The sequence below is a fragment of the Streptomyces sp. NPDC020299 genome (assembly GCF_044387825.1).
Lineage (GTDB): Bacteria > Actinomycetota > Actinomycetes > Streptomycetales > Streptomycetaceae > Streptomyces.
On record NZ_JBIRWL010000002.1, the window covers coordinates 126,048 to 147,371 of the forward strand.

A 21,324-nucleotide genomic window follows, 5' to 3' on the forward strand; every position below is an offset into this window, starting at 1 on the left:
CGTGTGAAGGGAACGAGACCGGGCGGCCGTTCCGTACGTACCTAGTAATAACACAGGGGCTTACTTTTTCTCAGCTCCAATGAAGGTCATAGTAGACTGGGTGTCATGAGGGAGCACGACGCAGAGCCCTGCAAGAAGGTCGACAGCGCGATCACGCGCGTGTTCTCACTGCTCGGCAAGCGCTGGACCGGCATGATCGTCGCGGTGCTGATGGAGCACCCGGTGCACTTCTCCGACCTGCGCCGCGCCATCCCCGGCCTCAGCGAGCGCATGCTCTCCGACCGGCTGACCGAACTCGGCGCCGCCGGACTCGTCGTGCGCGAGGTGGACGAGGGTCCGCCGCTGCGGGTCTCGTACCGGTTGACCGAGGCAGGCTCGGCCCTCGAGCCGGCCTTGAAGCAACTGGCCGTCTGGTCGGAGGAGCACCTGCCCGAGACGGACTGCTCCGCGCCCTGCTCCGACTGAACACCGGCCGGGCCGAGCGACCGGCGCCGGACCGCCTCACCCTTGGAGCCTGTGCCGCTCCCACGCCTCCTCGCGCAGTTCCGGGCACAACAGGAGGTCCGCGGCGGTGCACGCCAGTGCCTCCGTCGAGGCGAGCAGTACCTCCCGGGCCCTCGCCGAGGCGGCGGCCTCGGCGAACTCGACGGTGTGGTCCGATCCGTCCTCGTCCATGATCGCGACGAACGGGTGGATGGCGGGCACCCGTGTACTGACGTTGCCGATGTCCGACGACCCCAGATACACGCCGGGCACGGGTGGAGCGAGCGCGATCCCCGCCCGGGACAGGTGCCCGGCGAACCGGTCCGAGAGCACGTCGCTGTCCCGGAAATGGTCGTTGCGGAGTGAGCTGACTTGCTGACCAGAACTCAATAGTGGGTTCCCGCCTCTGGCTTCGCCGACCTACCGGACGGTATACAGGGCCCCGTCGAACGTGCGTAGGCACCAGGGGGAGGAATCCGATGGCGGACGGCACATATCCGGGCGGGGCGGCGCGACGGCGGCGGGCGGTGGCGCTGGGAGCGGCGCTCGGCGGGTGTGCTCTCGTCGCCGCCTCCACAACGCCCGCGGCGGCAGGCGGAGCCGGCGGGCACGGTCACGGCACGCAGTACGTGTCGCTCGGCGACTCCTACACCTCGGGTCCCCTCATCCCGCGGCAGGTGGACGCGAACTGCGCGCGCTCCGACCACAACTACCCCTCCATCGTGGCGGCGGAGCGACGCGTGACGGCGTTCAAGGACGTCAGCTGCAGCGGGGCGACGACCGAGAACATGTGGAAGTCGCAGGGTTCCAACGCCCCGCAGCTGAACGCGCTGCGACGGGACACCGACCTGGTCACGGTCCAGATCGGCGGCAACGACATCGGCTTCGGCTCGATCATCCAGACCTGCGCCCGCCTCGGCTCCCAGGACCCGGCGGGGGACCCGTGCGAGCGCTACTACGGCTCCTCCGGGGTCGACCAGCTGGCGGTGACCATCGTGCGCACCGCACCGAAGATCGACCGTGTGCTGCGGGCCGTGCGCGCCAGGGCCCCGCACGCGCGGGTGGTCGTCGTCGGCTACCCGGACCTCCTCCCCGACGACGGCAGCGGCTGCTTCCCCTCCGTCCCGTTCGGGGCGAAGGACTTCCCCTATCTGCGGGACACCGGCAAACGGCTCAACCTGATGCTGCGCATGGTGGCGGCGTGGAACCACGCCGAGTACGTCGACACCTACGGTCCCACGCGCGGCCACGACATGTGCAAGGCGCCCGAGGACCGCTGGATCGAACCGCTCCAGCCGGCCTCGCCCGCCGCCCCCGCGCATCCGAACGCCAAGGGCGAGGACGTCATGGCCCGTGCCGTACTGGCACGTCTGGACCAGGGGCACGGGCACCGTTGAGTGGTCCGACTCGGTGATTCAGTCGCTCGCGGCGGCCGGCGCGGCCGGCGCGGCCGGCGTGGACGGTGACGCGGTGTCCGGCGCCGGCCGCCGGGCCGCTGCGGAACGGCTCCTGCGCAGGAGCAGTCGTCGCGCCGGGCGTTCCACCGCCTCGTAAAGGACCCAGGACAGTGCGAGGGACACGGTGAACGCGATGGCGGTGACGGTCACGGCCGTCGGCAGGCCGAACCGCGGGGACTTGCCGAGGAGGACGGTTCCGGTCCGGATCACCAGGAGATGGACCATGTAGAAGGCGAACGACAGTTCCCCCAGCCGCACCAGCCGTCGGTGCCGCCACAGCGACGGCAGCCCCTGTACGTCGGCGACGGCAGCCGCCGGGATGAGCAGGGCGAAGCCGATGATGGTGCAGACGGTCGCCGAATAGCCGGCGGTGACCTGCGGGACGAAGAAGTAGCCGATGATCGCCAGCGCGAGCGAGGCCTCCAGACCGGGCCCGCGCCACCGGCCGAGCAGCACCAGGCGGGCGGTCGCGGCGCCCAGGACGAACTCGGGCAGGCGGGCGGCGGGGAAGGAACTGATCGGCTGGCTGAACCAGTGGTGCGTCTCGGTATGGGCGAGCGCCATCACCGCCAGTACCGATGCCCCGGCGAGGGCCGCCGATCCCCGGGCGCCGAGACGGCGCAGCAGGAGGGCCAGCAGCGGGAAGGCGGCGTAGAAGAATGCTTCGCAGGCGAGGGACCAGCTGACCGGGTTCAGCGTTTGCCACCACGGGCGCCACCACGAGTGCACCAGCAGCACGTCGGCCAGTCCCTGGCGCAGCGTGGGCCTCGGCAGATGGACCGGCGTCCAGGCCATGAGCAGCGCGATCGCGACGGTGACCAGGTGCACGGGGTAGACGCGGGCGATGCGCCGCCACCAGAAGCCGAGCGCTCGGTCGTTCGGACGTGCGGACCACGTCAGTACGAATCCGGACAGCACGAAGAAGAAGGACACCCCGCTGGCCCCGGCCCCGAACGCCCACGTCATGACGCTGCCGCCGGTGCCGCCGAAGTAGCCGAAGTTGTGCACGTGCAGCCCGAAGACCAGCAGCGCCGCCATCCAGCGCAGCCCGGTGAGTGAGGGCAGCGAGGTCATCGAGGCGGGCGCGGCGGACGGTGGGATCTTCGTACCGGGTCTGGTGGCCCCGGCGGCGGTGGCGGGCGGCGTCCGGGTCGCCGTGGTCGCCGTTGTCATGGAGTCACCTGCCGGGGGAGGATCGCGCGGGGCATGAAAGGGAACGTTGCCCATTCGGAACCCTTCATTCCGTCCCCGTGCGAAACATCACACCGCTGCCGAACCAGAAGGCGGGAATTCCACCCGGAAGCCCGTGGTTGAGGCCTATTGCTGACATGCTCGGATCAAGATCGAGTGTGTGGTGAAGGCAAGGAGGACCTCATGGCCCGCAACACCGCGCGCCCCGTCGTCAGGTTGAAGTCGACGGCCGGAACCGGTGTCACCTACGTGACCCGCAAGAACCGCCTCAACGACCCCGACCGGCTCGTACTGCGCAAGTACGACCCCACGGCCCAGAAGCACGTCCTGTTCCGCGAGGAACGCTGAACCACGCACGAGCCGCCCAGGGCTGAGCCGGGCCCTGGGCGGCTCTGCGGATGCCCCTCCGCTCCAGCACCGGCAAGGTGGCTCCGGGGACACCGGAGCAGGGAGCCCGTATGCAGACGTTTCTGCCCTACGCCGACTTCACCGAGTCGGCGCGGGCCCTGGACCGCCGTCGGCTGGGCAAGCAACGGGTCGAGGCGGTGCAGGTGCTGCGCGGGCTGACCGTGCCGGGCTACGGCTGGCGCCGGCATCCCGCCGTACGGATGTGGACCGGCTACGAGGAGGCGCTGGTCCGCTACGGCCTGGAGGTCTGCCGGGTCTGGCGCGAACAGGGCCACCAGGACACCTGTGCGGCCACCCTGGTCGCCGATCTCGCCGCGGTCCGCCCCCGAGCGCCGGTGCGCGGCCAGGAGGAGCTGGCGGCGGCCGGGGAACTGCCGTGCTGGCTCGGCGACGAGGACGTCCACCGCAGCCACCGCTCGGCGCTGGTGCGCAAGGACCCGGCCACGTACGCGGCGTTGTTCCCCGGCGTGCCCGACGACCTGCCCTACGTCTGGCCGGCCTCGGACCGCGAGTGAGACGGGCCCGGCGGCCAGCTGCCGTGCCGCCGCGCCACGTCACCTCGCGCCGGACTGCCGGATGCCTATGGTGAGGTGTGGTCAGAAGTGACGCCGAGCCTCATCACCGGGGGCGCCGGCCGGGGTACAAGTCCGCGGCCGGCGTCTTCGCCGTCGGCATGCTGGGCACCACCCTGCCGACGCCGCTGTACGGGCTGTACCGGGAGCGGATCGGGTTCTCCGAACTGATCGTGACGGTGGTGTTCGCCGTCTACGCGGTGGGCGTCATCACCGCACTGCTGGTCGCCGGCGGCTTCTCCGACGTGCTCGGGCGGCGCCCGGTGCTGATGGCCGCGCTCGGGCTGTCCGCGCTCAGCGCGCTCTGCTTCCTGTTCGAGGGCGGGCTGCCGCTGCTGTACACGGGCCGGGTGCTGTCCGGCTTCTCCGCGGGGCTGTTGAGCGGCACGGCCACCGCGACCGTCCTCGACCTGGCCCCGCCGGGACTGCGCGCAAGGGCCGGTCTGGCGGCGACCGCGGCCAACATGGGCGGCCTTGGCCTCGGCCCCCTGCTCTCCGGCTTCCTGGCCGAGTACGCGCCCTGGCCGCTCACACTGCCCTTCGTCGTCCATCTCGCGCTGCTGGCGGTCGCCATGGTGGTCACCTGCCTGCTGCCCGAGACCGTACGCCACCCCGGCCCCCGGCCTCCGCTGCGGCCGCAGGGCATGACGGTGCCACCCGAGGTGCGGGGCGTCTTCCCGTCCAGTGCCCTCGCCGCCTTCGCGGGTTTCTCCCTGCTCGGCCTGTTCACGGCCGTGGCCCCCGCCTTCCTCGCCGAGACGCTGGGTGAGCACAACCTGGCGGTGGTCGGTGCCGTCGTCTTCTGCGTGTTCTGCGCCTCCACCTGCGGGCAGCTCCTCATGGGGCGCGTCGGCGCCCGGCGAGCCCTCACCTGGGGCTGCCTGGTACTCGTCGTCGGCCTCCTCCTCGTCGGCGCCTCGCTGCTCCTGACGTCCCTGCCGGTGCTGCTGGCGGGGGCGGCGACGGGCGGTGTGGGGCAGGGCATGGCCTTCCGCGCCGGTCTGACCGCGGTGAGCACCGCGGCCCCCCAGGAGCACCGGGGCGCCACCATCTCCGCGTTCTTCGTCGTCGCCTACGTGGGGATCTCGCTGCCCGTCGTCGGAGTGGGCGCCCTCGCTGTGACCCTGGGGGTACGCGACGCCGGGATGGTGTTCGCGTGCTGCGCGGTCCTGCTCGTCGCGGCCGTGGGTATCCACGTCTGGCGCCGCCCCCCACAGGCTCTGTGACGCGCCGGCCGGGGTCAGCTCCTGCGCAGGACTCTGTTCGCGCCCGCCGCGGCGGTGGTGGCGAGGAGCCAGCCCGCGCTGACGAGCACGACGGCCGCCCATTGCGCGGCGCCGCGGGCCGTGAACGCCGGTTCCTGCCCGAAGTCGACGACGGGCAGCAGCAGATCCAGGGTGTATATGGCGGGCTGGAAGCCGGGCCGTGCGCCGTCGCCGGTGAACTGCGGCGGCCAGGTGGCGAAGACGGCGGTGCCGGCCGCGAACAGCGCGGCCAGGAGCCACGCCGCGCGGGCCGGCCGGTAGCCGTAGCCGACGGTGACGTCCTGCACGACGCTCCAGACGCGGGCGGGCCAGGTGAGCGTGGTGCGGATGCGGCGCTGCTCGGCCAGCAGCACCGTACGGGCGTCTGCGTCCCGGCCGTGCTGCCGGTAGGTGGCCGCCAGTTGCTCGTACGGCTGCAGGGCGAAACCGGTGGGGTCCCGGTCCAGCCAGGGCAGCCGGTCGTCGCCGGGCAGCGTGGGGTGGACGCTGTCGTACACGAGGCCTTCGAGGAGCAGGGACCGCGGCCAGCTCGCCGGGTCGTCCCGCAGCACACCGACCCGGGTGTGCCTGAGGTCGACGGTGCCGACGGGGGCTTCGCGGGGCTGGAGCGCGAGTTCGGAGGCCGTGGAGCGGCGGCAGGTCAGCGCGGTGGTGCCGCTCGGAACGTCGAACAGGGCGTCCTTGAAGCAGAGCTTGGCGCGTACGGTGACGCTGCTGAGCGAGACCCGGCCGTGCGCGGTCATCCCGTCGCAGCAGTTGAACTCGGCCCCCACCTCTATGCCGTTGGCGCGCAACGCCGGTCCCGCGAGGCCGGTCAGATCCGCGCCCTCGAAGAGGACCGAACCGCCGATCCGGGCGTCGCAGAGGTCCACGGTGCCCTGCGCGACGAACCCGCCGCGGCAGTTGAGCGTGCCGCCGACGTGCAGCCGCTCGGCGGTGAGCGCCGTGCCCTCCGGGTGGTTCAGCCGGGCCCTCTTCAGCACGACACTGCCGCGCACCGTCGTGTCCCTCAGGTCGACACACCCCCGCACCACCAGCCCGCGGCCCGCCTGGATGTCACCGCCGACCGTGGCGCACAGCAACTGCAACGCGGGCTCACCGCGTCCCTCGCCCCTGCCGGTCAGGGTGCTCTCCTCCAGGTGCAGCGTTCCGCCGATGGAGGCGCCGTAGAGGTCGATGCCGCCCTCGCGGATCCGCGCGCCGCGCAGGGTGAGCGCGTCCCGGATCTGGGCGCTGGTGAGCCGGACCGGTCCGGTGCATTCCAGGCCGGCCGCCGAGAAACCCTCGTCGACGGAGAGCGACTCGGCGTCGATCGCGGGCCGCCCGTCCGAGGCCACCGTCCGCGAGCGGTTCAGTGACAGCCGTGTGCCCACGCTCAGGGACCGCAGATCGAGCGTGCCGTCGATCGCGCAGTCCGCGAGCACGCATTCCTGATCGATCCGGGCGCCCACCGCGGTGAGTCCGGGCAGGGCGCAGTCCCTCGTCTCCAGGGCATTGAAGTGCCCGCCGTCGAAGCAGGGCGCCTCATCCAGCCGGCAGGACCACAGGCGTATCGCGCACCGGACGTCCGCCTCGGCGAGATCGAGCCGCCCGGTGATGCGTGTTCCCCGTAAACGCAGACGGGCGAGGCTCCCCGGCACCGGCCGGGGCGCGGCGACGAGCAGCCACCGTACGACCTCGGCGCGCACTTCCGGCACGTCGTCGCACCACTCGCCCCGCCGGTACGCCTCCCAGAGACGGCGCTCGTGCGGCTCCCAGGCATCCGGCGGCCTCTCGTCCGACACCGCCCGTCTCCCCCTTCGGCCCAGCGCCAGTGAAGCACCGCATGGCTACCCGACCCGCGTCGATCTCACGCCTGGGCCGCCGGGCGACCGGCCTTCGCCACCTTCACGGAGAAGTCGTTGTCGACCGTGTAGTAGGAACGCACCACCGCGTCCCCGACCGTGGCCGGCGGATAGACGAACACCTCCTTGCGGTCCGCCACGTCGTCCAGGAGGCGGGCCAACCGGATGAGAGGTGCCTCGGCCGCCGGGCGGACGAAGACGTCCCAGACGCCACTGCCGGTGCTCGCGCCGGCGGCGAGCTCCTCGTGGTCGAGGGTGAAGGACAGGCTTCGGTCGTCGTCTCCGGGCCGCGGTCGAAGAGTGCGTACGGTGTCGTCCTCGCCCCGCAGGCGCAGGTGGACCACCGCCCCCTCCAGGAGGGCGGCGCCGTGCAGGCGTGCGGCGACCGTCGTCGACCGGTCCGTGACGTCGACTGGGCCGGCTTCGGCGTGGGCGGGACGCAGCCAGGCGCGCACGGCGAGATAGCCGTCCTTGGTGACGTAGGGGACCCGGACGGCGAGCGGTGACGGCCCCTCACGCAGGTGTCCGTCGACGAGGGCCCGCAGGTCGCGCAGGCCCGGGCGCAGCCGGATCCGCGGGGACTCCGGGTCCGGCAGCAGGTACACGTCCCAGCGGCCCTCCGCGAGTACGGTCCGTGGTTCCAGCGTGGCGCGCAGGCCGGGGCCGGAGGGCTCGAGGCCGAGGACGTGCCGGGTCGTCTCGGGCTGTCCCTTCTTGGGGCGGAGCCGCAGGAGCAGTTGCTGTCCCTCGGCCGGCGGCAGCGGCAGGTCGAAGGTGATCCGGCCGTCCGCGCCGACCGTGCAGGCGACGCGTGGCTGTGCGTTCTGTTCCGTGCTCATCGTCCTGCCTTCCGTACCCTGCGCATGACGCCGTTCGCCGCGACTCTCGCGGCGTCGCGGGCGGCGAAACCCCGGCTGGCCAGGACGCGGCCCAGGTGAGCGCGTTCCCGGGCGACCGGGTGTCCCGCCCGCCGGGCCGCGACCGCCTCGGTCAACAGGCGCTCGGCCTGCTCGAGCACGGGGCCGGGGGCGTACCGCCGCGCGTTCTCCATGGCCGCCCGGCCGGCCCGGCGACGCCGCTCGTCGTCGCGTACGAGTTCCAGCAGGGCGGCGCCCAGGGCGTCACGGTCCCCCACCGGCACCAGCCGGCCGTCGACGCCGTCCTTGATGATCTCACCGGGTCCGTGGGGGCAGTCGGTGCTCACCACCGGCAGACCGCAGCGCATCGCCTCGACGATCGTCATGCCGAACGGCTCGAAGTCGGAGGCGGCCGCGCCGATCGAACCCTTGACCCACTCCGCCTCCATGGGGGCGGCAGGGCCCATCAGGTGGACGTTGTTCCACAGCCCCAGCTCCATGATGAGCTGCCGCAGCCGGTCGTGCTGCTCACCCTTGCCGTAGATGCGCAGCTGCCAGTCGGGGTGCTCGGCGGCGACCACCGCGAAGGCCTCGATGAGGAGGTCGTAGCGCTTCACCGGGACCAGCCGGCCGGCCGCGACGACCACCTTGGCGTTGCCGTCCGCGGTCGGGAGGGTGGGATCCGGCACGCTGTTGGGGAGGTTCTCCACGTGCACGCCGGGCAGCAGCATCTGCCGCCGGTACGCGGCGGCGTCCGCCTCGGACACGGTGGTGAGCACGTCGAGCCGCGGGTAGGCCCGGCGCAGCGCGGTGCGCAGCTGCGGCGAGTGGTTGTCCAGGGTCAGGTGCTCCTGCCCGACGCGTGCCACGTGGCCGGGTGCCTGGAGCGCGAGATGCACGTTGAGGCCCGGCCGGGTGCCGATCACCACATCGGCGTCGCTCGCGGCGAGACAGGCGCCGATGCGTTCGTCCGTCAACTCGCTGTACTGCTTGTACCGGTACTCGGAGCGGGGAAAGACTCGCGCCGGTCTCAGCTGCTGGGGATGCTCCTTCTCCTTCCGGAGGTCCACGAGCGGCCGCAGCGACACCCTCGGGTCCAGGGCGGAGTGCGGCCGCTCCAGGTGCCGGAACACGGAGACGATCTCCACTTCGTGCCGGTCCGCCAGCGCCTGCGCCAGGTTGAAGGTGGTGGTGATCGTGCCTCCGATCCCGTAGGCGTTGTGCAGCAGGAAAGAGATCTTCATGGCGGCCTAGACCTAGCCAACTTTCCTAGGGTTGCGCCTTGTTACCGCTTCGTGATGCCGGTGCCGGACTTGTTGTCCGAGGGCGCGTAGAAGAGGTACGTGGCCGAGTAGGGGACGCCGATCTGGCTGTTGCCCGTGCAGGATCCCGTCGGTGCGAGGCCTCCCTCGGTGTGGAGGCGCTGGATGTAGGAGACGGAGTCGAACATGCCGTCGCCGCGGGTGGCCGTGGCCTTGAGCAGCAGTTCCGGCACCGCGTCCGGGTGCGGGACGTTTGCACCGGGGACGGCCGAGGCGTTGACCGCGCTGCCGTCGACGGTGGAGATCCAGACCGGGCCCTTGCTGTGCAGGGCGATGGGGCGGTGCCGCGGGTCGTGCTCCTTCCAGAGGGTGGCGGCGGGTTCGAGGAAGGTCCAGGAGCCGTCGGCGCAGGTATAGGTCTGCACGCCCCGTGCGTCGAGCGCGGCGATCCGCTTGTTGCCGTCGGGCACGCGCAACTGCGGGGGGATCGCTGTTCTGTGGGCGTCGGCGGAGGCGGGGGCCGGCGCGTGGTCGGCGGCGTGACCGACCGTGGCGGCCCCCAGGACCGCCGCGGCCGCTGTGGCGAGGCTTCCGGTCATGAGTGCGGCGCGTTGGGTGAGCATCATGCGGGATCGACTCCGGGAATCGTGGCTGCCGGTGGCGGCTGCTGAGTGATTGACGTGCTGACTGACGCGTGCACGGGACGGTACGGACCGGACGCACAGCGTGTTCAACGGCGCGTCGGTCCGGTGTGCCGCCGGCGGGCTCACCCCGCCCCAGTAGAACGTGACCCACACCACATTCAGGGCTGTCACATCCTGCCGGGCCGTCCCGTCAGAGAGGTGTACACATCGGCAACCGCACACAGGAGTCCGTCATGGAAGCTCGCTTGAACCACTTCGGCAACCCGGTCGCGGCCAAGTTCCTGCGGTACATCAACTCGGCGGGCAAGGCGGTGTCGGAGTCGACGCTGCCTGCCGCGACACAGGAACTGGTGAAGATCCGCGCCAGCCAGATCAACGGCTGCGGCTTCTGCACCGACATGCACACCAAGGACGCCGCCCACGCCGGGGAGACCTCGGTCCGCCTCAACCTGGTCGCGGCCTGGCGCGAGGCCAAGGTCTTCACCGACGCCGAGCGCGCCGCACTGGAGCTGACCGAGCAGGGCACCCGCATCGCCGACGCGGCCGGCGGCGTCTCCGACGAGGCCTGGGCGAACGCCGCCAAGCACTACGACGAGGACCAGCTCGCCGCCCTCGTCTCCCTCATCGCCCTCATCAACGCCTACAACCGGCTGAACGTCATCGTCCAGCAGCCCGCCGGCGACTACCAGCCCGGCCAGTTCGGATAAGCCGGACGGGAAGGCGGTCATCCGGCAGCCCGGTTGACCGCCGTGTCGACACTGGGGCCACCGAAGACGCCGCCCAGGACTACGAGAGCTCCAGTGAGTCGCGCCGGTGACGCGCCGGTGCTACATCCACCGCGTCGAGGGCGAGTTCACCGGCGGGAGAGTTCACCAGCCGCAGAAGAACCCCGACCTGGGTCCGCAGCCGCTGTCGTGCCCGGCGTTCCTGGATCGTGGAATACCACGCGACGAAACGGTCGTGACCGTGCCGGTTGAACGAGTAGAAGTCCACCTTGCGGCGGACCTTGCGCGGATGAGGCCTCCTGGACTCCCGTGCCGCATCGGTGAGGCTGCGGGCGCTGTACCTGAGGTCGTACAGAACCACGGAACGAAAAGGGCTCCATGGCCGTTGGCCGTCTCCCTTCCGGCTGTGCGCGGCGGGAACGTGATGGGCGGTGCGTGCCACGGGGACTCCGTAGGTAGTCACCGCCAGGTATCTCCTGGCGGCTACCTGAAGCCCGCCGGTCCCCTCGATCGCGAGATGTCCATGCCCGCAACGATATCCAGCCGCATCCGTGAACGGGCCTTGTACGCCTGGGATTTCGGTGACGAGGGTTTTCCGGATGCGGCGCACCGCGTCACCGTGGTGGGATGCGGATCATGAGTGACGCGCTGCGGGACCGTATCGAGCGGTACTACGCCACCGTGCCCCTGCTGTTCGCCGACGCCGAAGACTTCGGCCCGCTGCGGCTGTTCGTACGCAAGGAACCGGGAACCCCGTACTACGGCGGCCCGAGCCATGCTCAACCCACCGCGGAGGGCGCCTCGTCGGTGACCGGCGCGGACATCGCCCGGGTACGCGCCCGGCAGCGGGAGCTCGGCGTCCCGGAAGCCTTCGAGTGGCTCGCCGAGGCTGCGCCGGCATTGCGCTCCCGGATCGAGGGCGCGGGCCTGCCGGTGGCGGAACGCCCGCTGATGGCCCTCGACCCGCGCCACGCGATACCGCCGCAGCCCCTGCCGGAGGGCGTGCGGCTCCATGCGCTGACGGCCGAGGACCCGGCCCTGCCCATGACCCTCGCACTGCCCAGACTGGCCTTTGCCCGGGCGGGTACGGCCCTGGCCTCGGGGGGCAGAGTCGAACTGTCCGCGCAGGCAGCGGAACTGACCGCGGAGGGCACGGTCGAGACGATCCGCCCGTCCCTGCGGGCCGGGCACAAGACACTCATAGCCGCCCTCGGCCCCGACGGCACCCCGCTCGCCGCAGGCCACTACCACCCGGCGGACGGCACCACCGAGATCGGCGGTATCGGCACTCTCCCCAGCGCTCGCCGCCAGGGTCTGGCCGCCGCCGTCGCCGCGGCTCTGGCCACCCACGCCCGCGACCACGGGGTGCGCACGGTCTTCCTCGCCTACGCGGACGACAGCGTGGCCCGTATCTACGCCCGCCTGGGCTTCCGGCCCGCAGGCACCACTCTTCTGATCGCCGATCAGCCCGCACGGTCGTAGTCGCGTCCGGCGCGCGGACCGCCGCCGACATCTTGACCCCGTCCGAACCAGCGGCTTAACGTTCCGGCGTTCGGATCGATTGAAACGATTCAATCCACTGGGGTGCACTGATGCAGGATCACCTCCCGCGGCGTGGCGGGATCTCACGCCGTTCGGTGCTGGCCGTCGGCCTGGCGGCCGGTACCGCCGCGGCGTTCGGGGCCGCGCCGCCCGCTGCCGTCGCGCTCGACGCGGACGGCGGGAGCGGACCGGGCCGCGACTGGTTCGCCGACCCGCCCAGACCGGTGCGCCCCAGGTTCCGGTGGTGGTGGCCCGACGGCCTGGTGGACCCGGACGAGATCGCCCGCGAGATCGACCAGATCGCGGACGCCGGCTTCGGCGGGGTCGAGATCGCCGCCGTACACCACAGCATCAAGGACAAGTCCGTCCTCGACACCGCTCACCACGGATGGGGAAGCGGACCCTGGCGCGAGGGCGTCGAGGCGGCACTGCGCCGGGCCGCCCGCCGCGGCCTCACCGTCGACCTCACGCTCGGCCCGAGCTGGCCCGTCGCCGTGCCCGGCCTCACCCCCGACGACGAAGCGGCGGCCCGGGAACTCGTCCACGGGCGCGTCTCGTTGGCCGGCGGAGCCACCTACGCGGGGCCCGTGCCGCCACCCGCACGCGCAGCGGCCGCCGGCGTCACGAAGCAGCGGCTGCTCGCCGTGCAGGCCGCCCGTGTCGAACCCGCGAACTCCACCCGCAAGGAGACCGGGCTCGACCCGACGACCCTGATCGACCTGACGGACACCGTCACCGACTCCACGCTGACCTGGACGGCGCCCGACGACGGGGACTGGGTGCTGATCTCCTACTGGCAGCGCGGCTCGGGACAGCAGCCCGAGTCCGGCCCCCACTCCTCTCCCGCCGCCTACGCCGTCGACCACTTCAGCGCCGAGGGCACCGCCGCGATCACCGGCTTCTGGGACGGACGGCTGCTGACGCCTGCCATGAGAAGGCTGCTGAAGGCCGCGGGCGGCGCGTTCTTCGAGGACTCCGTGGAACTGGAGACCGACGGGCTGATCTGGACCCCGGGACTGCCCGACGCCTTCGAGAAGCACACCGGCCGGGCACTGCGGCCTTACCTGCCGGTGCTGGTCCTCGACAAGAGCAACCAGGTCTTCGCCTTCGAGGCCCAGCTGACCCGGCAGATCAGACACGACTTCTGGGAGACCGTGTCCGGTCTGTTCAACCGCCACCACCTGCGAGCCCTGCGGGACTGGGCGCACTCCGTGGGCATGGACCTGCGCGCCCAGCCCTACGGCCTGCAGACGGACGCCATCGCGTCGGCGGCGATCCTCGACATCCCCGAGGGCGAGTCCCTCGGCTTCAAGAACCTGGACGACTTCCGCTGCCTGGCCGGCGGCCGGGACATGGCCGGGCGCACGGTGCTGTCGTGCGAGGCGGGCGCGTACAACGGCTCGGCGTACAGCACGACATGGGACCGTTTCCTGCGCACCATGGGCGGCGCCTACGCGGCGGGAGTCAACCAGACCGTCGTACACGGCTTCTCCTACGCCACCGCGCCGCAGGTGAGCTGGCCCGGCTTCGCGGCCTTCAGCCCCTACAACGGCGCCCCCGGCTACGGCGAGTCCTGGGGACCCCGGCAGCCCACCTGGCAGCACCTCGCCGACATCTCCGGCTACCTCGGCCGCGTCCACCGGGTCCTCCAGGCGGGCACCGCGAGGGCGGACGTCGCCGTGTTCCGGCAGACCGGCTACACCGCCACCGGCATCGGAGCGTCCTGGTTCACCGCGACCGGCGTCCCGCTCGGCTGGACCCACCAGTTCCTCAGCGGCCCGCTGCTCGACCTGCCCGGCGCCACCGTGTCCGACGGCCGGCTCGCCCCGGACGGCCCCGCCTACAAGGCGCTCTTCGTCGAGGGTGACTTCTTCTACGGCTCCACGCCCACGCTCTCCGTCACCGACGCCCGCAAGGTGCTCCAACTGGCCCGGGCCGGACTCCCCGTCGTCCTGTTCGGCGCCTTCGACCAGGCGCTGACCCCGGGAGTACCCGGCGAGGGCGAGACCGACGAGCTGCGCGGGATCCTCGCCCGCCTGCTCGCCCTGCCGGGCGTCGCCCGCGTCACCGACAAGACGGCGATCGGGGACGCCCTCACCCGGCTCGGCGTGACCCCCGACGCCCGCTACGCCACCTCCTCCACACTCCTCAACGCCCACCGGGCCACCGCGGAAGCCGACTTCTACTACCTGTGCAACGGCAAGCACGCCGAGACCGTCAAACCGCCCGTGGCGGCGATCGACCACGAGGTGACCCTGCGCCGCACCCGGGGCGGCGCCACCGTGCCGTACCTGCTCGACCCCTGGACGGGCAAGACCGCGCGCATCGCCCAATACGCGCAGGACGGGCGGGACTTCACCCTGCGCGTCACGCTCCAGCCGGGCCAGGTGATGATCGTCGCGCTGGGGCGGCCGGGACTGTTCGGCGACCGCGACGGAAGCCGCCCGCACGCCCTGGCCACGGACGCCGACGCGGCGCTCTACACCCGGCGGGGCCTGGCCGTGCGTGCCGGCGGCGCGGGCACCTACACCACACGCCTGTCCGGCGGCCGTACGGTCACCACGGCCGTCCGGTCCGTGCCCGCACCGGTCACACCCGCCCGCTGGCAACTCCAAGTCGATGACTTCCAGCCCGGAACCGACGCGACCCGGACCGAACGGGTACGCCGGACGCTGACGCTCGACACCCTGCTGCCCTGGTCGCAGATCCCCGAGCTGACCGACTCCGCCGGAATCGGCCGGTACCGCACGACGGTCACCCTGCCCGCCGGATGGGACTCGTCCCACGGCGCGTACCTGGAACTCGGACAGGTCAGCGACACGTTCCGGGTCACCGTCAACGGCACGCGGCTGCCACCGGCCGACCGCCTGCGCACCTTCGTCGACCTCGGTGCCCTGCTGCGGCGCGGCGACAACACGCTCGAGATCGAGGTCGCGACCCCGCTCATCAACCGCCTGCGGGTCGTCCAGCCGGCCGTGTTCGGCGCGGTCGCCCGCCAGGACCACGGACTCGTCGGCCCCGTGCGCCTGGTGCCGTACGTGCAGACGGCCGTGGACTGACGCGACAGGGTTGAACGTTTCAATTTCCGTCGATCAATTTCCGTCGATCCGAAGGGAATCCGGCACCGTGCCCGCACAGCGCTCCAGACCCGTCCCCTCCCGCCGTCAGGTCCTGTCCGCCGCCTCGGCCGCGGCGGCCGTCGCCGCGTTGTCGCCCACCGCGGCCTGGGCCGCCCCCGCCTTTCCGGCGGGTTCATCCGGCCCCGAGGGCGCGCTCGTCCCCTTCCCGCTCACCGCGGTCCGGCTCCTGGAGAGCCCCTTCCTGGCCAACATGCGCCGCACCTGCGCGTACCTGCTCTTCGTCGACACCGACCGGCTGCTGCACACCTTCCGCCTGAACGTGGGTCTGCCGTCCTCGGCGCAGCCCTGCGGCGGGTGGGAGGCCCCCGGTGTCCAGCTGCGCGGCCACACCACCGGCCACCTGCTCAGCGCCCTGGCCCAGGCCCACGCCAACACCGGAGACAGGGCCTACGCGGAGAAGGCCGGTTCGCTGGTGGCCGCCCTGGCGGAGTGTCAGAAGGCCGCCCCGGCCGCCGGATTCCACCGCGGCTACCTCTCCGCCTTCCCGGAGTCGGTCTTCGACCAGCTGGAGGCGGGCGGCAAGCCCTGGGCGCCGTACTACACCCTGCACAAGATCATGGCCGGACTCCTCGACCAGTACCGACTCAGCGGCAACCGGCAGGCGTTCGACATCCTGCTGGAGATGGCGGCCTGGGTGGACGCGCGCACCGCACCGCTGTCCCAGGAGCGGATGCAGGCCGTGCTGAAGGTCGAGTTCGGCGGCATGAACGACGTACTCACCCGGCTGCACCTGGTCACCGGCGACCCCGCACACCTGCGTACCGCGCAGCGCTTCGACCACCAGGAGCTGTACGAGCCGCTGGCGGCCGGCCGGGACGAGCTCGCCGGACGGCACGCCAACACCGAGATCGCCAAGGTGGTCGGCGCGGTGCCGGGCTTCGAGGCCACGGGGGACACCCGTTACCTGGACATCGCCGACACCTTCTGGACGGCGGTCGTACGCCACCACTCGTACGCCATCGGAGGCAACTCCAACCAGGAACTCTTCGGCCCGCCGGACGAGATCGTCAGCCGGCTCTCCGAGGTCACCTGCGAGAACTGCAACAGCTACAACATGCTCAAGCTGGGCCGGCAGCTGTTCTGGCACCGGCCGTCCCGCGCCGCGTACATGGACCACTACGAGTGGACGCTCTACAACCAGATGCTCGGTGAGCAGGACCCCGACGCCGCGCACGGCTTCGTCACCTACTACACCGGGCTGTGGGCCGGTTCCCGGCGGCAGCCAAAGGGCGGACTCGGGGCGGCCGAGGGAAGCTACAGCGGGGACTACGACAACTTCTCCTGCGACCACGGCACGGGCCTGGAGACGCACACCAAGTTCGCCGACAGCATCTACTTCCGCTCCCGGGACGCCCACGCCGCCGAGCTGTACGTCAACCTGTTCATCCCGTCCGAAGTGCGCTGGCCGGAAAAAGGAGTGACGTTACGTCAGGAGACCCGGTATCCGGCCACCGACCGCACCCGGCTCACCCTCACCGAGGGAGACGCACGCTTCGCGCTGAAGATCCGGATACCCGCCTGGGTGGCCGACTCCGGCCGCCCGGCCGTGCTCAAGGTCAACCACCGGCGGACCGGCCTCCGGCTGCGGCCCGGGACGTACGCCACCGTCCACCGCCACTGGCGCACCGGCGACAGCGTCGAACTCGTCCTGCCACGCGAGCCCGTCTGGCGGCCGGCCCCCGACAACCCACAGGTGAAGGCGCTGTCGTACGGGCCGCTGGTCCTGGCGGGGGAGTACGGCGACACCCCCCTCGCCACCCTGCCCACCATCCGCCCGGACAGCCTGCGCCCCGCGTCCGGCGACCCCACGGCGTTCACCGCCCTCGCCGATGGCCGCACCGTGTCACTGCGGCCGTTCCACGAGGTGCACCACCAGCGGTACAACGTCTACTGGGCGGTGACACCGCGCCCGGGCCGTGAACGGGACGTCGCCCGTTACCCGTTCGACGAGGCGAGCGGCACCTCGGCGGCCGACCGCACCGGCACCTTCGCCGACGCGGCCCTGGCCGGGGGCGCCACCTGGATCCGGGACGGTTCCGCGGACGCCGTGTCCCTGGACGGGGTGAGCGGGCATGTCGCCCTGTCGGCAGGGCTGTTGAGCGGCCTGGACGAGCTGACCGTCAGCGTGCGGGTACGTGTCGACGCCCTCGCCGCCTCGGCCCGCGTGTTCGACCTCGGGTACCACAAGGAGACGTATCTGTTCCTCGCCGCGACCACCGGCGCCGGGCGGGCCCGTGCCGCGCTGAAGATCGCCGGCATGGAGGCGGAGGACTTCATCGACGCGGCCGGCCCGCTGCCCGTGGGCCGCTGGACGCACGTGGCCCTCACGCTGGGCGGCGGCACGGGCGTGCTCTACCTCGACGGCCGCGAATCGGGCCGCAATCCGGCGATGGTGTCCGGCCCGCTGCTGCTCGGCGCGACCAGCCGCAACTACCTGGGCCGCTCCCAGAACAGCACCCACCCGTACCTGCACGGCGCCGTACGCGACTTCCGGCTGCACAACCGGGCCCTGACCGCCACCGAGGTGGCGCGACTGGTGGAGGACACCCATGTCTGAGAACGACCTGACCAGACGTCACTTCGTGGCCGCCGCGGGAGCCGGTACCGCATTCGCGGTCGGCATCCCGGGCTTCTCCCACGCCGCGCCCGCCGGGCAACCGGCCTACTCCGCACGGCACTTCGCCGACCCACCCAAGGACAGCCGCCCCACCGTCTACTGGTACTGGAATGGACCCGTCACTCCCGACCTGGTCGACACCCAACTCGCCGACCTGCGCTCCAAGGGCATGTACGAGGTCGTCCTGTTCCCCTTCGACAACGCCGAGATGCAGCCCGCGTTCTTCACCGAGGAATGGTTCGGCATCGTCGGACACGTCCTGAGCACCGCGGAACGCACCGGTATGCGGGTGTGGTTGTTCAACGACGACCACTTCCCCAGCGGCCGCGCGGGCGAGTACGTCGTCAAGGGCGGAACGGTCGGCTCCCGCACCTATCCACCGCGCCCGGACCTGCGTCTGAAGGCGCTGTGGCGGTCGACCACCGTCGTGGACGGCCCCGGCACGGTCGACCTGCGCCGCACCACCGGCGTCGGGGTGGAGGCGGGATCCCTGGCCGTCGACGGTGCGGTCCTCGACGGTGCCGCCGTGCTGCGCGGCGGCGAGCGGTGGACCGACTACACCGTCACCGGCAGCGCCAAGGCCGACCGCACGGCCGCCGGACTCGTCGTACGGGCGTCCCCGGACGGCCTCGACGGGTACGCGGTCACGTTCGACCAGACCGGCGTCGTCACCGTACTGCTGCTCGCACGCGGCACGGAGCCCGTCGAACTGCTGCGCAGCAGCCGGACCGACGGCTTCAACAAGACCAAGTTCCACACCCTGGCCGTCACCGTCCACGGCGGTGGCCTGACCATCACCCTGGACGGGAAGGACAAGGGCACCGTCCACGACGACCACTTCACGGCGGGCGGAGCGGGCGTGCGGGCGGTGACCGGCCAACGCGGCCTGTGGGACAGCCTCGCCGTCACGGCGGACGACGGTACGGTGCTGTACACGTCGGTCTTCGACGACCCGGCCGCCGCGGGCGGTTTCCCCGACCGCGACTCCCTCGGGGCCGTCGCCGTCGCCGCCGCGGCCCGGCCCGTCGGATCCGCCGACGCCGCCGAGGCGTTGGACCTGACGGCACGGCTCGCCGACGGCCACACCTGGCAGGTGCCGGCCGGCCGCTGGCAGATCGACCTGTTCGGCGGCGTCCCCCTCGTCGACGACAGCCAGGGCTACAGCCGCAGCTACCTCGACCTGCTCGACGACGAACCCGTGGAACTGTTCCTGGACATCGTGCCGGGCGAGTACCACCGGCGGTTCGGCCGCTACTTCGGCACCGTCATTCCCGGTTTCTGGGACGACGAGCCGTTCTTCGCCTCCGCGGAGGCCCACTTCAAGCGGCTGCCGTGGTCGCCCACGCTCGACGAGGCCCTGCGGGCCGTCGGCGTCGAACCCGGCGTCGCGTACGCCAGCGCCTGCGACGACCTGGGCCGCCGGGGCAGGATCACCCGCGGCCGCTACTGGCAGGCCGTGTCCAACCGCTTCGCCCAGTACTTCCGCAAGCAGGCACGCTGGTACGAGCGGCGTGGCGTCGCCCTGATCACCAATCCGCTGTACGACGAGACGGCCCCCGCCAAGCGGATCCCCTCCACCGGCGACCTGCACAAGGTCAACCAGTGGGCCCACGTGCCCGGCGGTGACATCATCACCGCCGAGTACGTCCCCGGCCAGCCCACCATGATCCCCCGCAACCCGGCCTCGGCCGCCCACCAGGCGGGCCGCGAGCGGGCGTTGCTGGAGATGTTCGGCAACATGGGCTGGCAGGTCACCCCCGGATTCGTGCACGCGACCGTCGGCGCCCAGGCCGCCCGGGGCATCAACCTGACGGTCCTGCACGCCCTGTGGACCGACGAACGAGTCGTCTACTTTCCTCCGCCGTTCGGCCCGCGCGCGCCCTGGTGGTGGGCGATGCGGCCCCTCGCTGAGTGGATCGGCCGGGTCATGGAGGCGGGCCGTGGCACCTCCGCCGCGCGTACCGCCCTGCTGCAACCGCAGCGCGCCGCCGAGCAGTGGACCGGTACCGGCCGGCAGGGCGAGACCGACAGCGCGCTCGCCGACGCCGCCTACGCCCTGGAGCGGGCCCAGGTCGACTTCGACCTGCTCCACGAGGGCGCGCTGTCCGGGGACCCGGACCTGCGGTACCGGGCCGACGTGCGCGACGGGCGGCTCGCCGTGGGCGCGGCACGCTACGACCTCGTGGTGCTCCCCGTGGTGCCGACGCTCGACGCGGACTGCGTCCGGGTGCTGCGCGAGTTCGTACGCTCCGGTGGGACGGTCGTCGGCGTGGGCTCCCTTCCCTCGGACGAGGCGGACGGCAACGACCGCTCCCTCGCCCGCGCCCTGTCCGACCTGTTCGGCGAGGACGTGCCGGGCAGCCGCGCCCTCGGCGCCGGGCGCGCCCTTAGAATCGCCGACACCTCCGGGCTACGGGCCGCCACGCACGACGCCGGGGTCGCCGCCGCGATCCTCGAACCCGCGCGGGACGCCGTACGCGTGCTGCGCGTGAAGCGGGGAAAGGACACCGCCTTCCTCCTCAACAACGAAAGCGGAGCCCCCGTCGAAACCGTCGTCACCCTCCCGGCCACCGGAGCCCCCGAACTGTGGGACCCGGCGACGGGCGCCACGGACCCCGCCCCGGTCCACCGCGCCACCCGGCGCGGCGTCCGCCTGCCGATCAGCTTCGAGCCGTACCAGACCCGGATCGTCGTGGTCCGCCGCGACGAACCCGCCCCGCCGCACCTGACCGCCGCCCCGCTGCCCGTCATCGGCGTCGAGCGGGACGGACACGTCCTGCGCGCGACCGTCGAAGCCGCCGCGCCCGGCGACCACCGGCTCACCGGCACCGACGGCAGCCACACCTACCGCGGCACGGTCCGCATCGACGACCCGCTCGAACCGCTCGCCGTGGACGGCGACTGGACGCTCACCCTGGAACGCGACGGGTCCACACCCACCACGGGTCCGCTGGGCAGCTGGACGGCCCACGACCCCCTGTTCTCCGGCAGCGGCACCTACACCACCGAGACCGACGTGGCGCGGTCCCTGCTCGACGGGCGCCGGGTTCTGCTCGACCTCGGGGACGTGCGTGACGTGGCCGCCGTGACCGTCAACGGCACGGCGCTCCCGCCCCTGTTGTGGGCCCCGTTCGTCGTCGACGTCACCGGTCTGACCGTCCCGGGACGAAACCGTCTCGAGGTACGCGTCGCCAACACGCTCTCCAACGAGCGCAACAAACCGCTGCCGTCCGGACTGCTCGGCCCCGTGACCCTGCGCTTCCGGCGCCGCGTCACCGCCCGCCTCACCCGCGTCTGACGCACCCCCTCGACCCCCG

General features: G+C 72.1%; 16 protein-coding genes and 1 pseudogene. 10 read left to right on the forward strand and 7 right to left on the reverse strand.

Annotation, left to right across the window (positions count from 1 at the left end; translation table 11 throughout):
• Positions 1–105: 105 nt before the first annotated feature.
• Positions 106–465, forward strand: a complete 360-nt coding sequence (locus ACH45E_RS04760) for a helix-turn-helix domain-containing protein (RefSeq protein ID WP_361451237.1) — start codon at positions 106–108, stop codon at positions 463–465.
• Positions 466–501: 36 nt separating this feature from the next.
• Here the strand turns inward: ACH45E_RS04760 and ACH45E_RS04765 are convergent.
• Positions 502–843, reverse strand: a pseudogene (locus tag ACH45E_RS04765) (amidohydrolase); the annotation flags it as partial.
• A 119-nt stretch (positions 844–962) separates the two neighbouring features.
• Between ACH45E_RS04765 and ACH45E_RS04770 the strand changes: the two are divergent.
• Complete coding sequence (locus tag ACH45E_RS04770) at positions 963–1,880, forward strand: SGNH/GDSL hydrolase family protein (RefSeq protein ID WP_361451234.1); 918 nt, start codon at positions 963–965, stop codon at positions 1,878–1,880.
• 18 nt (positions 1,881–1,898) lie between these two features.
• Here the strand turns inward: ACH45E_RS04770 and ACH45E_RS04775 are convergent, their stop codons facing one another.
• Positions 1,899–3,113 carry an acyltransferase gene (locus tag ACH45E_RS04775; RefSeq protein ID WP_361451231.1) on the reverse strand — a complete coding sequence of 405 codons (1,215 nt, stop codon included), beginning with the start codon at positions 3,111–3,113 and terminating at the stop codon, positions 1,899–1,901.
• Positions 3,114–3,314: 201 nt separating this feature from the next.
• Between ACH45E_RS04775 and rpmG the strand changes: the two genes are divergently transcribed.
• The 3 genes from rpmG to ACH45E_RS04790 all read left to right on the forward strand — a co-directional run bounded on the left by rpmG (position 3,315) and on the right by ACH45E_RS04790 (position 5,337).
• Positions 3,315–3,479: a 50S ribosomal protein L33 gene (gene rpmG, locus ACH45E_RS04780; RefSeq protein ID WP_361451228.1), complete on the forward strand. Its 165-nt coding sequence runs from the start codon at positions 3,315–3,317 to the stop codon at positions 3,477–3,479.
• A 110-nt stretch (positions 3,480–3,589) separates the two neighbouring features.
• Positions 3,590–4,054, forward strand: a complete 465-nt coding sequence (locus ACH45E_RS04785; protein WP_361451225.1) for an MSMEG_6728 family protein — start codon at positions 3,590–3,592, stop codon at positions 4,052–4,054.
• Positions 4,055–4,131: 77 nt separating this feature from the next.
• Positions 4,132–5,337 carry an MFS transporter gene (locus ACH45E_RS04790; protein ID WP_361451222.1) on the forward strand — a complete coding sequence of 402 codons (1,206 nt, stop codon included), beginning with the start codon at positions 4,132–4,134 and terminating at the stop codon, positions 5,335–5,337.
• 14 nt (positions 5,338–5,351) lie between these two features.
• Here the strand turns inward: ACH45E_RS04790 and ACH45E_RS04795 are convergent, their stop codons facing one another.
• The 4 genes from ACH45E_RS04795 to ACH45E_RS04810 form a co-directional block, all read right to left on the reverse strand.
• Positions 5,352–7,160, reverse strand: coding sequence for a hypothetical protein (locus tag ACH45E_RS04795; RefSeq protein ID WP_361451219.1), 1,809 nt, complete (start codon positions 7,158–7,160; stop codon positions 5,352–5,354).
• Between the two features lie 65 nt (positions 7,161–7,225).
• Positions 7,226–8,059 carry a transferase gene (locus ACH45E_RS04800; RefSeq protein WP_361451216.1) on the reverse strand — a complete coding sequence of 278 codons (834 nt, stop codon included), beginning with the start codon at positions 8,057–8,059 and terminating at the stop codon, positions 7,226–7,228.
• Positions 8,056–9,321: a glycosyltransferase family 4 protein gene (locus ACH45E_RS04805; RefSeq protein WP_361451213.1), complete on the reverse strand. Its 1,266-nt coding sequence runs from the start codon at positions 9,319–9,321 to the stop codon at positions 8,056–8,058. Before ACH45E_RS04805 ends, ACH45E_RS04800 begins: the two co-directional genes overlap by 4 nt.
• Positions 9,322–9,362: 41 nt before the next feature.
• On the reverse strand, positions 9,363–9,965 hold the full coding sequence (locus ACH45E_RS04810; protein ID WP_361451210.1) for a DUF3455 domain-containing protein: 603 nt from the start codon (positions 9,963–9,965) through the stop codon (positions 9,363–9,365).
• Positions 9,966–10,216: 251 nt separating this feature from the next.
• Here ACH45E_RS04810 and ACH45E_RS04815 point away from each other — a divergent pair, with 251 nt between their 5' ends.
• Positions 10,217–10,690 (forward strand): carboxymuconolactone decarboxylase family protein, encoded by a 474-nt coding sequence (locus ACH45E_RS04815; protein WP_361451207.1) that lies wholly within the window; start codon positions 10,217–10,219, stop codon positions 10,688–10,690.
• A gap of 79 nt (positions 10,691–10,769) precedes the next feature.
• Here the strand turns inward: ACH45E_RS04815 and ACH45E_RS04820 are convergent, their stop codons facing one another.
• Positions 10,770–11,069: a hypothetical protein gene (locus ACH45E_RS04820; protein WP_361451204.1), complete on the reverse strand. Its 300-nt coding sequence runs from the start codon at positions 11,067–11,069 to the stop codon at positions 10,770–10,772.
• 266 nt (positions 11,070–11,335) lie between these two features.
• On the opposite strand from ACH45E_RS04820, the gene ACH45E_RS04825 reads away from it, so the two are divergent.
• The 4 genes from ACH45E_RS04825 to ACH45E_RS04840 all read left to right on the forward strand — a co-directional run bounded on the left by ACH45E_RS04825 (position 11,336) and on the right by ACH45E_RS04840 (position 21,305).
• Positions 11,336–12,190: a GNAT family N-acetyltransferase gene (locus ACH45E_RS04825; RefSeq protein ID WP_361451201.1), complete on the forward strand. Its 855-nt coding sequence runs from the start codon at positions 11,336–11,338 to the stop codon at positions 12,188–12,190.
• A 110-nt stretch (positions 12,191–12,300) separates the two neighbouring features.
• The gene (locus ACH45E_RS04830) at positions 12,301–15,309 is read left to right on the forward strand and encodes a glycosyl hydrolase (RefSeq protein WP_361451198.1); all 3,009 of its coding nucleotides are present in this window, start codon (positions 12,301–12,303) and stop codon (positions 15,307–15,309) included.
• Positions 15,310–15,376: 67 nt separating this feature from the next.
• The gene (locus ACH45E_RS04835) at positions 15,377–17,947 is read left to right on the forward strand and encodes a beta-L-arabinofuranosidase domain-containing protein (RefSeq protein WP_361451195.1); all 2,571 of its coding nucleotides are present in this window, start codon (positions 15,377–15,379) and stop codon (positions 17,945–17,947) included.
• Positions 17,940–21,305, forward strand: coding sequence for a glycosylhydrolase-like jelly roll fold domain-containing protein (locus ACH45E_RS04840; RefSeq protein ID WP_361451192.1), 3,366 nt, complete (start codon positions 17,940–17,942; stop codon positions 21,303–21,305). The genes ACH45E_RS04835 and ACH45E_RS04840 overlap by 8 nt, the downstream gene beginning before the upstream one ends.
• The last annotated feature ends 19 nt before the right edge of the window (positions 21,306–21,324 follow it).